The organism is Achromobacter xylosoxidans (assembly GCF_001457475.1).
Taxonomy (GTDB): Bacteria; Pseudomonadota; Gammaproteobacteria; order Burkholderiales; family Burkholderiaceae_B; genus Achromobacter; species Achromobacter xylosoxidans.
In genome coordinates this window covers 3972188-3985395 of record NZ_LN831029.1, presented here as the reverse complement: position 1 = coordinate 3985395, position 13208 = coordinate 3972188, and the positions used below count along the sequence as shown (strand labels likewise).

Sequence of the window (13208 nt, the reverse complement as noted above, 5' to 3'; positions counted from 1 at the left end):
GGCCTGAATGGCCGGCCCGCGAACCAGGCGCGGTGGCGCGCGTGGTTTACTGATCCAGCTGGATCCTGGCGTCGGCCGCCACGTTCTTCCACTTCTTCACGTCGCTGGCGATCACGTTCTTGAACGCGTCGGACGTGCCGGCCACCACCGTGCCGCCCAGGCTGGCCAGCTTGGCCTTGACCTCGGGATTGTTCAGCGCCTTGACCGAGGCGTCGTGCAGCTTCTGCGTCACGTCGGCCGGCAGGCCCTTGGGCGCCAGCAGGCCGTTCCAGGCGTTGGCCTCGTAGCGCGGCAGGCCGGCTTCCTTGAAGGTCGGCGTGTCGGGCAGTTCCGGCGAACGGGCGTCGGCGGCGATGGCGATGGGACGGATCTGGCCGCCCTTGATGTACGGAAGCGAGGCCGGCACCGGCTCCCAGATCATCGACACCTGGCCGCTGATGACGTCGGTGAAGGCCGGGCCCGCGCCGCGGTAGGCGATGTGCATGAGCTTGGCGCCGGTCATCGACTTCATCAGCTCCATCGCCAGGTTGCCCAGGCCGCCCGCGCCCGACGAGGCGTAGGTGTACTTGTCCGGGTTGGCCTTGGCGGCGGCGATCAGGCCGTTCAGGTCGGCGGCGGGGAAGTCCTTGGTCACGCTCAGCACGCCCGGCACGGTCACCAGTTGCGTGATGGCGGTGAAGTCCTGCGCCGCGTCGTAGGTCAGGTTCTTGTAGACCGCCGGATTGGTGCCGTGGGTGCTGGACGAGGCCAGCAGCAGTACGTAGCCGTCGGGCGCCGCGTCGGCCACGAAGCGCGTGCCGATCGAGCCGCCCGCGCCGGCCTTGTTCTCGACCACCACGGTGGCGCCCAGTTCGGTGCCCAGCTGCGCCGCAAATACGCGGCCGATGATGTCGGCGGTGCCGCCGGGGGCGAACGGCACGATCAGGCGCACGGGCTTGTTGGGGTAGTCGGCCTGCTGCGCCGAGGCCGGGCCGGCGATCAGCGAGGCGCCGCTCAGCAACGCCACGGCGATTGCGGTTTTGGTCAGTTTCATGGTGTCTCCAGGCGAAGGTTAGTCGAGGCCGTTGAGCCAGTCGACGATGAGTTCGGCGATGCGGTCGCTGTTGCGGTCCAGCATGCAGAAATGGGAATTGCCGGCGATGCCGGCGGCGGGCAGGTCCAGCACGTCGGCGCGGCGGCCGGCCCGCCGCAGGGCGTCCCAGTAGGCGTCGGTCTGGGCGCGGTAGCGCTGCCAGGTGTCGTGGTGGTCGAAGTGGTCGCCCCATACCAGCAGTTGCGGGGGCAGGGAGCCGTCGACGCGTTCGGGCGTGCCGGTCGGTTCCACCGCCACTACCGCGCGGATCGGGCCGGGGCATTCGCGCGCCAGTTGCGTGGCGTAGCCGCCGCCCTGGCTGTGGCCGATGACGATGCAGGGGCCGGCCAGGTCGAGCAGTTCGCGATAGGCGTCCAGCGCCATGGCGTCGTGCGCCAGCCAGCGCGGCACGAACTGCTTGGCGAAGGTGTCGAAGGCGTCGGCCGGGAATTGCTGCCCCGGATGGGCGCCACGCGGCTGGCCGCGGGGCGCGTAGCCGCTGGCCGGGCCGATGCGGAACAGGTGCCAGGCTTCTTCCTTGGAACGGAAGATCGGCGCCGCGTCGTAGATCTGCGGGTACATCGCCCAGGAAGCGCGGCCGCGCTCGGGCGCGTCGGCCACGAATACGTCATAGCCGGATTGCAGCAGCCGCCAGAGCCAGCCCTGGCGGCCGTCGGGAGTGCTTTCCCATTGCGCGCCGCTCATGCCGCCGCCGTGCCACAGCAGCACCGGATGCGGATGGCGCGGCTCGGCCAGGCGGTATTCCTGCACGTACAACTGGCCGGCGCAGTAGCTGCCGTTCATGTCGATGGCGCGCGCGGCGCCGTTGCCCACCACTTGCCTGCGCAGCACCGGCAGCCCGCTGGCCACGGCCTCGCGGCCGCCCAGGAAGTGGCTGCGCAGGGATTTCAGCAAAACGGGGGCGTCGGGCATCGGCATCTCCAGGGGACGCCGTAATACTAGTTGTAACAAACGCTGGGTTTGTGCAGAATGTGCAGCGCTTGTGCCGATACGGCACAACCCCACGACAGGACAACGGAGACGAAATGGACATCAAGTGGCTGGAGGACTTCGTGGCGTTGTCGAAGTCGCGCAACCTGTTCCAGGCGGCCGAGGCGCGCAACGTCACGCATCCGGCCTTCGGGCGCCGCATCAAGGCGCTGGAGGACTGGGCCGGCGTGCCGCTGGTCGAGCGCGGCCACCAGGTGTCGACGCTGAACGCGGCCGGGCGCAGCATGCTGGCGGCCGCCATCGACGTGCTGGACATCCTGCGCGAGACGCGCCAGGGCCTGCAGAAGCCCGAGCTGGAACGCAGCCGCCGCATCGCCATCGCCTCGGGCAAGACGCTGGCGCATTCGGTGCTGCCGGGGCTGATGGCCAAGGTGCAGCAGGGCATGCAGCCGTTCCAGTTGAAGGTGGTGACCACCACGCTCAACTACGGCATCGACATGCTGGCCGACGGCGAGGTCGACTTCCTGCTGTGCCACGCGCACGAGCCGCTGTACGCGCAGATCGACAATCCCGACTACCGCTGCCGCCGGGTTGGCGCCGACAAGCTGGTGGCCGTCAGCGCGCCGCTGGCGCCGGGCAGCCGCCATCCGCGCCACGCCGTGCCCAAGCTGGCCTCGGATCCGGCGGTGCCGTTCCTGGCGTACGCCGACAGCATGTCGCTGGGCCGCATCCTGCGCGACCGCCTGCGCGGCCTGTGCGTGCCGGCGCGGTTGCAGACCATGTACGAGTCGGACCTGGCGGACGCGCTGCATGCCATGGCGCGGCAGGGCTTCGGCCTGGCGTGGCTGCCCCACACGCTGGTCGAGTCCGACCTGCGCGCCGGCGTCCTGGCGCGGGCCGACAGCGCGCGCAACGACATCCACATGGAGATCCGGCTGTACCAGTCGGTGGCCAACGCCAAGCCGCTGGCGCGGCAGGTGTGGAGCCGGATCGAGGCGTACGCGGCGCGCTAGGGTGGAGGGCGGCGCCAGCCGGCACCGTTTTTCCGGCGCCGCGCGACAAACAGGGACAAAAGATGCCGGCGGCGCCCGGCAGGCATAAAATGGCGGATTATTCCGCTTCCCGACCACAGGATCCCGCGCCATGAACGCACGCATCCCCGACGACGCACTACCTCCTACCCTCGATCCGAAGGCTTTGCAGGCTTTTGTGGACGACAAGTGGGACAACGAGATCATCCCCGCGCTGACCGACTACATCGCCATTCCGGCCAAGAGCCCGGCGTTCGACGCCGACTGGGAAAAGAACGCGTTCATCGAGCGCGTGGTGCGCGACGCGGCGCAGTGGGTCGAAGCCCAGAAGGTCTCGGGCCTGAAACTGGAAGTGGTGCGCCTGCCGGGCCGCACGCCGGTGATCTTCTTCGACGCGCCCGCCACCCGCAGCGATAACGGCGACACCGTGCTGCTGTACGGCCACCTGGACAAGCAGCCGGAATTCTCCGGCTGGCGCGCCGGCCTGGGCCCCTGGACCCCCAAGTACGAAGACGGCAAGCTCTACGGCCGCGGCGGCGCCGACGACGGCTACGCCGTGTACGCCTCGCTCACCGCCATCATGGCGCTGGACAAGCAGGGCATTCCGCGCCCGCGCTGCGTCGGCATCGTCGAGACCTGTGAGGAATCCGGCAGCTACGACCTGCTGCCCTACGTCGACGCGCTGCGCGACCGCCTGGGCAACGTGGCCCTGGTGGTGTGCCTGGATTCGGGCGCCGGCAACTACGACCAGCTGTGGATGACCACCTCGCTGCGCGGCATGGTCTCGGGCACGCTGGAAGTGCAGGTGCTGGACGAAGGCGTGCACTCGGGCGATTCCAGCGGCGTGGTGCCGTCGTCGTTCCGCATCCTGCGCCACCTGCTGGACCGCCTGGAAGACAGCGCCACCGGCCGCCTGCTGCCGCAAAGCCTGCATTGCGAGATTCCCGCCGACCGCATCGAACAGGTGCACGCCACCGCCCGCATCCTGGGCGACGAAGTCTGGCGCCGCTTCCCCTGGAGCTGCGGCGCCGACGGCGGCTTCGTGCTGCCCATGACCACCGAGCCGGAACAGGCGCTGTTGAACCGCACCTGGCGTCCGACCCTGTCGGTGACCGGCGCCGAAGGCCTGCCGCCGCTGTCCAGCGCCGGCAACGTGCTGCGTCCGCGCACCGCCTTCAAGCTGTCGCTGCGCCTGCCGCCGCTGGTCGACGCCGTTGCCGCCTCGGAGGAGATCAAGGCCTTGCTGGAAGCCGACGCGCCCTACAACGCCAAGGTCATCTTCAAGGCCAACGAGGGCGCCGCCACCGGCTGGAACGCGCCGGCCTCGGGGCCGTGGCTGACCCAGGCGCTGGATGCCGCCTCGCAGCAGTACTATGGCGCTCCCTGCGGCTACATCGGCCAGGGCGGCACCATTCCGCTGATGAGCATGCTGCAGAAGGGCTTCCCCAAGGCGCAGTTCATGGTCTGCGGCGTGCTGGGCCCCAAGTCCAATGCCCACGGCCCGAATGAATTCCTGCACGTGCCCTACGGCAAGAAGCTGACCGCAGCGGTCGCGCAGACCATGGCGGCGATGCCGGCGGCCTGATCGGCGTTGGCGGAGGAAAGAAAGCCCGGCCTGGCCGGGCTTTTTTCATGGCGCCACGCTAGCGCGGCCCTTCCGCGCGGCGCCACGGGCGCCGGCAATGTCGGACGGACGGCGAATGGCGAGCGCGACCGTCAACGGCGCCCCGGCCGCCGCCATCACAGCGTCCGCACCAGCGCCATCGCCCCGAACAGCGCCGCCAGCCCCAGCCCGAGCGACAGGCCGGCGTACAGCAGCGCGGTGCTGATGCGCCCCTGTTCCACATGCAGTGCCGTTTCCAGCGCGAAGGTCGAGAAGGTGGTGAAGCCGCCGACGATGCCGGTGGTCAGGAACAGCCGGGTCGGTTGCGACACCGAGAACTTCAGCGCCAGCAGTTCGGTGATCAGCCCCATGACGAAGCAGCCGATGACATTGGTGGCCAGGGTGGCGTAGGGGAAGGCAATCCAGCCCAGGCGCAACGCGGCCAGGCTCATGCCGTAGCGAGCGGCCGAGCCGAGGCCGCCACCGATGAAAACCAGCAATAGATTCAAGATTTCTCTCCAGGTGAAACGATGGAGAGCAACAGCCTGGGGCTTGTCCACGGGCCGCGCCGGTTGAAGGCGCGGGCGGCCAGCGACGAGGTCGCGGCCCGAAAAACAAGAAACCCGCCGCGGCGGGTTTTGTCTGGACGGCACCCGCTGCGGGCATGTTGCCCGGTCAGCAGGAGCCATCAGCCGAGGGATCGGCGGTTTTGGGAAGCTCCATTCCCATTGCGATCGATTGTATCCCAGGCGTGGCGGCAGGGCGTTGGCCCACGATGAACCCGGTCGCGGCGCCTCCCACCTGGTCGCCTATACTCGCGTTTTGCCAGGACTGCCCGCCATGATTTCCACTTCCGACGCCTACGCCAACGTGGTTGCCGAAACCCGCCATTGGCTCACCCAGGCCGTGATCGGCCTGAATCTCTGTCCGTTCGCCAAAGCGGTCCAGGTCAAGGACCAGATCCGCTTTGCCGTCAGCGATGCCACCGACGCCGAAGGCGTCCTGACCGACCTGCAGGACGAACTGGCCCTGCTGGCCGAGGCCGATCCGGAGAAGATCGACACCACGCTGCTGATCATTCCCGACGCGCTCGACGATTTCCTGGAGTTCAACGACTTCGAAGACCTGTCGGACCGCCTGCTCAAGCGCATGCGCCTGGTGGGGGAGTTGCAGGTGGCCACGTTCCACCCGCAGTTCCAGTTCGCCGACACCCAGCCGGACGATATCGAGAACTACACCAACCGGTCGCCGTATCCCATCCTGCACCTGCTGCGAGAGGACAGCATCGACCGCGCGGTCGAGTCCTTCCCGGACGCCGCCGAGATCTACGAGAAGAACATCGACACAATGCAGCGGCTGGGCCTGGAAGGCTGGAAGCGGTTGATGAGCAAGCCCGCCTGAAGCCGGGCGCGGCCGGCGGCGAAGGCCGTCTGCGCGGTTGTCGCATCTGTCGGGACGCCGCCGCACAAGGGCGCGACCGCGCGGGGCACGGTCGGCCGCGCGAACGTGGGTTCAGCGGGGCAACGAAGCCCCGCCGCAGATGGCGATGTCCTGACCGGTGATGGCGGCCGCCTCGGCGGACAGCAGGAACGCCACCAGGGCCGCGATCTCGCCGGGCTGTATCAGCCTGCCGATCGGGGGCATGCGGGCCGGACTGACGGCCCGGGCGGGGTCTTCCAGCATGCCCGTCTGCGTGGCGGCCGGGGACACCACGTTCACCGTGACGCCCTGGCCGGCCAGTTCCGCGCCCCAACTGTGCGCCAGCGCCACCAGCGCCGCCTTGGACGCGGCATATTGGCCGCGGCCGGGCATGCCCTGGGCCACGCGGCTGCCGACCAGCACCACGCGGCCGCCGCCTTGCGCGACCATCGCCGGCGCCAGATCGCGGGTCAACCGGACCGCGGCATCGACGTGCAGTTTCCACATTAGTTCGCCATCGGCGGATTCCGATTGCGCCAGCGGCGCCACCCGCAACAGCCCGGCCGCATGCACCAGGGCCGTGGCATTGTCCAGACCCTGCAAGGCCCGATGGGTGGCGGCGTCGTCACACAGGTCGACCGTGACATGCCGGTAGGCGGGATGCCGCGTCACGGCCGGCCCGAGGTCCAGTCCGGTCACGCGCCAGCGGCCATCCAGCAGCCGCTGCACGATCGCCTGGCCGATGCCGCCGGTGGCGCCAGTGACGACCGCGTGGCCTGGGGTGGGATCAGTCGACATGGATGTGGCCTTCTTCGATGATTTTGCGCGAGCGCGCCATATCGTCCTTCTGGAAACGCGTGAACCCGGCCGTGGTGATAGGCGTGATCGTCACGCCCAGCTGTTCGTACTTGGCCGCCATGCCCGAGGACAGGGCCTTGTTGACCTCGGCGTTGAGCTTCTCGACGATCGTCGCGGGGGTGCCGGCCGGCGCCCACAGGCCGTACCAGCTGTAGTACTGGTAGCCGGGCAGCACTTCGCCCACCGTGGGCACGTCGGGCAGGTTGGGCAGGCGCGTTTCCGAGGTGACGGCGAGGATCTTCAGCATGCCGCCCTTGTAGTACGACAGGGCGCCCAGCACCGGGTCGATGAATCCGTCGATGCGCCCGCCCACCAGATCCTGCAGCGCGGGCGAGGTGCCGCGGTACGGGATGACCATGTAGTCCAGGCCGCCCTGGCGCTTGAGCAGTTCGGTGGCCAGGTGACCGGCCGATCCGATCGAGCCGACGGCGAAGGTCAGTTTGCCCGGATTCTGCTTGGCATAGGCCAGCAGGCCGGCCAGGTCGGACACCGGCAGGTCCTTCTTGACCGAGACCGACAGTGGCGCCTTGCCGGCCATGGCGACGGGCACGAAATTCTTGTCGACGTCGAAAGGCACGGACTTCATCGTCATCGGCGCCGTGGTGAAGGTCGAGGCGTTAAAGAGCAGGGTGTAGCCGTCGGCCGGCGACCGGGCCACGACGTCGGCGCCGATGATGCCGTTGCCGCCCGAACGGTTTTCCACCACGAAGCTCTGGCCGGTCTGCTCGCTTAGTTTCTGCGCCACGTCGCGGCCCAGCATGTCGAGCGTGCCGCCCGGCGGGAAGGGGATCACGAACCGCACCTGGCGCGCGGGGTAGGCGGCCTCGGCGTGCGCCGCGGCGGCGCCAAGCGCCGTGCACAGGGCCAGCGCGGCGGGCAACAGAATGGTTTTTCGCATGATGTGTCTCCTCTGGTTTTGGTGTCGTCGCGGCGTGGCCCGGGCTGTCCCGCCCCTGGGCCGCCGCGCGATGCGGCGTCAGCGCGCCAGCAGTTCCGCCTTGGCCAGCGCGGCGCGCAGCGCGTCCATCTCGGCCGCGCCGGGGGCTTCGGTGGGCGGACGCACCGCGGCGCTCTCCAGCACGCCGGCCAGGTACATGCCGGCCTTCATGCGGGCATGCGCTTCGCCAGTGGGTTCGCCGGCGCCGTACACCGCGTCCTTGAGCGGGGTGATCAGCGCCTGCACCGCCTGGGCGCGCTTCAGATCGCCGGCCTTCACCGCCTCCCACAGGTCGATGATGAGCTGCGGGATGAAGGTGGCGAAGCCGACCAGCGCGCCGTCCACGTCCTGCACCATCGAGGCCAGCAGGTATTCGTCGTGGCAGGTGAGAATGGCCTTGGAGGCATCGGCGTCGCGCAGCGCCTGAATGTCGCGGGCATACTTGTTCATGTCGCGCTGGCCGACCTTGAAGGCCTGCACGTAGGGCAGCCGCGCCAGGTCGGCCAGCAGGCTCGACGAATAGGACGCGCGCGTCCACGCCGGATAGACGTGGCAGACCAGGTCGAGATCGGGCGCGGCCTCGTGGATGGCCTGGAAGTATTCCAGCGCGTGGCCGGGCGTGAAGCCGAAACGCAACCAGTGGTGGGGCGGCATCACATCCAGCGCGGCGGCGCCGGCGGCGCGCGCGGCGCGGGCGTGTTCGGCAGCCTCGGCGATGCCTTCGCACACGATCGAGGAAATCACGGGCAGCCTGCCGCGCAGCTCGTCGGCCACGATGCGGGTGACCTGCGCGCGTTCAGCGGGCGTCAGCGAAAACACCTCGCCGGTGTGGCCGTTGGTCATGATGGCGACCACGCCATCGTGGCCCGCCAGCCAGCCGGCCAGGCGGCGCAGCGCGGGCTCGTCGATGCGGCGGTCGGCGGTGAACGGGCAGGCGATCGCGGGGATGATGCCACGGTAATTCGGGATGGAAGGCATGGGTGTTTTCCAGGTCCTGTGGGTGGGGGAATGGCCGCTATGATTGCGGCATCCCCTTTGGGCCGTCCAATACTCGAATTGCATAGAATTATCTATGCTGCGCTGCAAACAATCATGGGACCTGGAAACCGACCTCTGGACATGAATTGGCTGGAGGATTTCCTCGCGCTGGCCGACACCGGAAGTTTCTCGCGCGCGGCGGAAGCGCGCGCCATCGCGCAGCCGGCGTTCAGCCGCCACATCCGCGCGCTGGAGGAATGGGTGGGCGCCGACCTGTGCGACCGCAGCTCGCATCCCACCGAACTGACCGCCGCCGGCCGCCGCTTCCTGCCGCTGCTCAAGCAGGTGCTGGCCGACCTGGAGGCGGCGCGCATCAAGGCGGTCGCGGCCCATGCGCAGGATGCCGCCAGCCTGCGCTTCGCGGCGACCCATCTGCTGTCGCTGACGTTCTTTCCGAAATGGCTGGCCGGCCTGGAAGCGGACATGGAAGTCGGCGCGATCCAGATGATGTCCGACAGCTTCCAGGCCTGCGAAGACCTGATGGCGCAGCGCCGCGTGCAGTTCCTGCTGTGCCACCGGCATCCGCGCGTGGCCAGCCGCCTGGATGAAACCGCCTATCCCATGGTGCGGCTGGGCACCGATACGCTGGTGCCGGTCAGCGCGCCGGGCGGATCGGCCGCGCCGGCGCATCGCCTGGCGGGCGAGGGCGCCGTGGACTTCCTGGCCTATGGGCCGGCCTCGGGCCTGGGGCGCATCGTGGCCAGCCAATTGCGCAAGAAGGACCTCGGCGAGGAACGCATACGCGCCACCTTCGTCGGGCCGCACGCCACGTTGCTGCGGACCATGGCGGTGCAGGGCCGTGGCGTCGCCTGGCTGCCGAACATGCTGGTGCGCGAGGACCTGGCGCAGGGCAGGCTGGTGCGCGCCGGCGGCCAGGAATGGGACATTCCGCTGGAGATCTGCCTGTTCCGCCAGCCGACCGACATGGCCGCGGTGGCCGAGCAACTGTGGCGGCTGGCCGCGGCGCGCGCGGCGGGGCAGGCCGCCGACCCGGGATATCCCTAGATAGCCCCCGCGCCATATTGCATACAAGATACCGTCATTGAGACCCCCCGCCGTTCGGCGGGCGGCCTGTGCTTCCTTCCCCCTTGTTCATCGCATGGCTCGCGCGGCCGCCTGTCGCGCGGTCGTCGTGCGCGCCTGTCTGGAGAGAGCCTTATGCCGTTCACCCGCCGCCACGCCCTGGGCGCGCTTGCCGCGCTGCCGTTGATGCCTCGCCTGGCGCATGCCCAGGCCCAGGCCAATTTCCCCACCCGCCCCGTGCGCCTGCTGGTCGGCTTCGCGCCCGGCGGCCTGACCGACATCGCCGCGCGCGCGCTGGCCGAACGCATGGGCAAGGTCCTGAAGGGCAGCGTGGTGGTCGAGAACCGGCCGGGCGGCCAGGCCATCATCGCCACGGTGGCGGTGGCGCGGGCCGAACCCGACGGCTACACGCTGGGCTTTGCCGGCACCAACGGCATGATCCTGAACCCCTTGCTCTACAACAACCTGCCGTACCAGCAGTCGGACTTCAAGCAGCTGGGGTCGATGGGCAAGTCGCCGATGCTGCTGATCGTGCATCCGGCGCTGGGCGTCAAGAACGTGCAGGAATTCATCGCGCTGGCCAAGAAGAAGCCGGGCGACATCACTTGCGCCCATGCCGGGCGCGGCGTCATCAACCACCTGGCGCTGCTGCATTTCCAGTCCAAGACCGGCACCCAGTTCCAGGACGTGCCCTACAAGGGCAGCGGCCCGGCGCTGCTGGACCTGATGGCGGGCACGGTGCAGAGCACCTTCGATTTCCCGACCTCGGCGCTGCCTAACATCCAGTCGGGCAAGCTGCAGGTGCTGGCGGTGACGGCCGACCAGCGCCTGTCGAGCCTGCCGGACGTGCCGACCATGAAGGAGGCCGGCGTCGACGGCTTTGAACTCTATACCCGCATGATGATCTCGGGGCCGGCGGCGATGCCGGCGGAGGTGGTCAGGACGCTGGAGCATGCGGTGCGCGAAGGCACGCGCGATCCCAGCCTGGTCAAGCAGTTCGCCGAGCAGGGCGTGACCGTGGAGTTCACCTCGTCGGCCGACCTGGACCGCGTCATCGCCGAGGAATCCGCCATGTGGGCCGGCGTGATCCGCGCCAACAACGTGCCCAAGACCGACCTGAAAGGCTGAGGAAGCGCCATGACCGAGCAAGCCCGCATCACCGTCAGTCCCGAAACGGCGCTGATCGACGTGCCGCGCCAGATCCGCATCGACGGCTTTCCCGCCTACGCCTTCGTCACCGTCACGGCCCGCATGCGGATGAGCGGCGTGCCGTGGCGTTCGCAGGCGGTGTTCATGGCCGGCCACGACGGCAGCCTGGACCTGGCGCGCGACTGCCCCGTGTCCGGCAGCTATGCCGAGCCGTCCGCCATGGGACTGGTGTGGTCGATGACCTGCGAGGAGATGGACCGGGTGGTGTTTCCGCCCGATCGCACCGAGCCGCTGGCGATCGACCTGCACGCCACCGACGGCCGGCATGAGGCCACCGCGCGGCTGGTACAGACCTTCGTGGCCGAGGGCGTCACGCACCGCGCCGTGCGCGAACAGGTCGGCGGCATGACGCTGTCGGGCGAACTCTACACGCCCGCCGGCCCCGGCCCGCATCCGCTCGTGATCTACATGAACGGCTCGTCCGGCGGCGTCAACGCGCCGCGCGCGGCGCTGTTCGCGGCCCGCGGCTACCAGTGCCTGGCGCTGGCCATTTTCAACTACGACGGCCGGCCCAAGTACCTGAACGACATGCCGCTGGAGTATTTCGAGCAGGCGCTGCGCTGGGCCCGCGCCGAACTCAAGCCGCGCGACGGCTTCGTGGCGCTGTCGGGCATCAGCCGCGGCGGCGAGACCTCATTGCTGGTGGCGTCGCACTATCCCGACCTGGTGAGCGCGGTGGTGGCCTACGTGCCGTCGCCCGTGACGCACGGCGTGGTCAGCGCGGGCGAGCCGGGCACCGGACGCAATGCGCAGGTCTGGCGCAAGGGCGGGGAGCCCTTGCCGCACCTGTGGCAGGACAACGCCAGCGCCGATTGGGAGGCGGCCTACGCCTCGGACCCGCCGTACCGGCAGACCCATGCGTTCCTGAGCGCCAGCCGCGATGCCGCGGCGTTCGAGCGCGCCCGCATTCCGGTTGAACGCTATCCGGGCCCGGTCCTGCTGGTGAGCGCGTCGGATGACGGCTTCTGGCCCAGCACCGCATATTCCGAGATCGTCATGCGCCAGCGCGAGGCGCACGGGCTGCCCACGTCGCATTATGTGTGCAAGGGGGCGGGGCATCACGTGCACTATCCGTGCCTGCCGGCCACGCTGATCAGCAAGCCGCACGCCATGTCGGGCCTGTTGCTGGACGCGGGCGGCACGCCGCCGGCCAATGCGGCCGGCAACGAGGGGTCCTATCGCGCGGTGCTGGAATTCCTGGCGCGCGCGGCCGGGCAAGGCCAGTAATGCACACGGCCCCGACCGGCGGGGCCGTGGGGGCGCGGGTCGGCGCGTGCGCCGGCCCGCGGGCGTTCCGGAAGATCACGCCTCGGCGGCTTCCTCGGCCGCGACCACCGGCTGCACCTGATCGATCAGGCTGGGCCAGGTGTTGATCGACAGCAGGTGGCAATAGACCAGCGGCAGCCAGCCATTGGCGCGCCAGCGCAGGAATTCCGCTTCCGGCAGCTTGTTGAACCTGGCTTCGTCGATCACCTTGAAGCCGGACATGGCCAGGCGCTGGCCGTCGGCCAGGGTGATGTCGGCGCGGTTTTCGACCAGCAGGTCGGCGTCGGCCAGGGCGCGCGCGAATTCCAGCGTGTAGGCGTGCTGGTTCTGGTAGTCGCGGCAGAATTCCAGGGCGCTGCGGGCCAGCGCGGTCGGCTCGCCGGCCTCGTCGAAGAACGGGTTGTCACGGCCCTCGACCACCGCGGCGGCCTTCTCGTCGATACACAGCGTGTACTGGCTGCGGTCTTCGTTCTCCATGAAGATGAAGGGATAGCGGCGCACGTAGGCCGGGATGTAGGTGCCGGGGCGCCATTGGCCCTGCGCGTCGACGAACAGGTTTTCCTGGCCGCGCACGCCCAGCACGGCGACCGGCGTGGGCTGCTCGCCATCGGTGAAGACGATGGGGAAGTGGCGGCACGCGGTCGGCAGCTCGGTGGCGACCAGCGGCACCGCGTTGGTCTTGGCGGCGTAGGCGAAGCCGGTATTGCCGGCCAGCGACAGGTTGGCGTGCACGCCGGCAGCGAGCGGACGGGGTTGTTCGTAGAACAGGGGAAGCGAAGTCTGCGTGGTCATGGTGTTGGA

Annotated in this window: 13 protein-coding genes and 1 riboswitch; of the genes, 6 read left to right on the top strand and 7 right to left on the bottom strand. The window is 69.2% G+C overall.

Going from position 1 to position 13208, the window contains the following annotated elements; all coding sequences use genetic code 11:
- Positions 1 to 46: 46 nt before the first annotated feature.
- Together AT699_RS17885 and AT699_RS17880 are read right to left on the bottom strand one after the other, a co-directional pair.
- Positions 47 to 1033, bottom strand: a complete 987-nt coding sequence (locus AT699_RS17885; RefSeq protein WP_024069359.1) for a Bug family tripartite tricarboxylate transporter substrate binding protein — start codon at positions 1031 to 1033, stop codon at positions 47 to 49.
- Positions 1034 to 1051: 18 nt separating this feature from the next.
- Positions 1052 to 2005 carry an alpha/beta hydrolase gene (locus AT699_RS17880; RefSeq protein ID WP_024069358.1) on the bottom strand — a complete coding sequence of 318 codons (954 nt, stop codon included), beginning with the start codon at positions 2003 to 2005 and terminating at the stop codon, positions 1052 to 1054.
- A gap of 113 nt (positions 2006 to 2118) precedes the next feature.
- Here AT699_RS17880 and AT699_RS17875 point away from each other — a divergent pair, with 113 nt between their 5' ends.
- Positions 2119 to 3036 (top strand): LysR family transcriptional regulator, encoded by a 918-nt coding sequence (locus AT699_RS17875; RefSeq protein WP_020928244.1) that lies wholly within the window; start codon positions 2119 to 2121, stop codon positions 3034 to 3036.
- Between the two features lie 130 nt (positions 3037 to 3166).
- Positions 3167 to 4639: a M20 family metallopeptidase gene (locus AT699_RS17870; protein ID WP_024069357.1), complete on the top strand. Its 1473-nt coding sequence runs from the start codon at positions 3167 to 3169 to the stop codon at positions 4637 to 4639.
- Between the two features lie 155 nt (positions 4640 to 4794).
- Here the strand turns inward: AT699_RS17870 and crcB are convergent, their stop codons facing one another.
- Complete coding sequence (gene crcB, locus AT699_RS17865) at positions 4795 to 5166, bottom strand: fluoride efflux transporter CrcB (protein WP_006386311.1); 372 nt, start codon at positions 5164 to 5166, stop codon at positions 4795 to 4797.
- 163 nt (positions 5167 to 5329) lie between these two features.
- Positions 5330 to 5393, bottom strand: a riboswitch (Fluoride riboswitch).
- Between the two features lie 104 nt (positions 5394 to 5497).
- Between crcB and AT699_RS17860 the strand changes: the two genes are divergently transcribed.
- Complete coding sequence (locus tag AT699_RS17860) at positions 5498 to 6058, top strand: DUF1415 domain-containing protein (protein WP_024069356.1); 561 nt, start codon at positions 5498 to 5500, stop codon at positions 6056 to 6058.
- A 111-nt stretch (positions 6059 to 6169) separates the two neighbouring features.
- On the opposite strand, the gene AT699_RS17855 is transcribed toward AT699_RS17860, so the two are convergent.
- The 3 genes from AT699_RS17855 to AT699_RS17845 all read right to left on the bottom strand — a co-directional run bounded on the left by AT699_RS17855 (position 6170) and on the right by AT699_RS17845 (position 8849).
- On the bottom strand, positions 6170 to 6874 hold the full coding sequence (locus AT699_RS17855; protein ID WP_024069355.1) for an SDR family NAD(P)-dependent oxidoreductase: 705 nt from the start codon (positions 6872 to 6874) through the stop codon (positions 6170 to 6172).
- A complete protein-coding gene (locus AT699_RS17850) occupies positions 6864 to 7832 on the bottom strand; it encodes a Bug family tripartite tricarboxylate transporter substrate binding protein (RefSeq protein WP_006386314.1) in 969 nt (322 codons plus the stop codon). The genes AT699_RS17855 and AT699_RS17850 overlap by 11 nt, the downstream gene beginning before the upstream one ends.
- 78 nt (positions 7833 to 7910) lie before the next feature.
- Positions 7911 to 8849, bottom strand: a complete 939-nt coding sequence (locus AT699_RS17845; protein ID WP_006386315.1) for a dihydrodipicolinate synthase family protein — start codon at positions 8847 to 8849, stop codon at positions 7911 to 7913.
- A 141-nt stretch (positions 8850 to 8990) separates the two neighbouring features.
- On the opposite strand from AT699_RS17845, the gene AT699_RS17840 reads away from it, so the two are divergent.
- The 3 genes from AT699_RS17840 (at position 8991) to AT699_RS17830 (ending at position 12368) form a co-directional block, all read left to right on the top strand.
- Positions 8991 to 9914 (top strand): LysR family transcriptional regulator, encoded by a 924-nt coding sequence (locus AT699_RS17840; protein ID WP_024069354.1) that lies wholly within the window; start codon positions 8991 to 8993, stop codon positions 9912 to 9914.
- 153 nt (positions 9915 to 10067) lie between these two features.
- Positions 10068 to 11060, top strand: a complete 993-nt coding sequence (locus tag AT699_RS17835; protein WP_006386317.1) for a Bug family tripartite tricarboxylate transporter substrate binding protein — start codon at positions 10068 to 10070, stop codon at positions 11058 to 11060.
- Between the two features lie 9 nt (positions 11061 to 11069).
- The gene (locus tag AT699_RS17830) at positions 11070 to 12368 is read left to right on the top strand and encodes an alpha/beta fold hydrolase (RefSeq protein WP_024069353.1); all 1299 of its coding nucleotides are present in this window, start codon (positions 11070 to 11072) and stop codon (positions 12366 to 12368) included.
- A gap of 75 nt (positions 12369 to 12443) precedes the next feature.
- Here the strand turns inward: AT699_RS17830 and AT699_RS17825 are convergent, their stop codons facing one another.
- Positions 12444 to 13199: a SapC family protein gene (locus AT699_RS17825; protein WP_006386319.1), complete on the bottom strand. Its 756-nt coding sequence runs from the start codon at positions 13197 to 13199 to the stop codon at positions 12444 to 12446.
- Between the last annotated feature and the right edge of the window lie 9 nt (positions 13200 to 13208).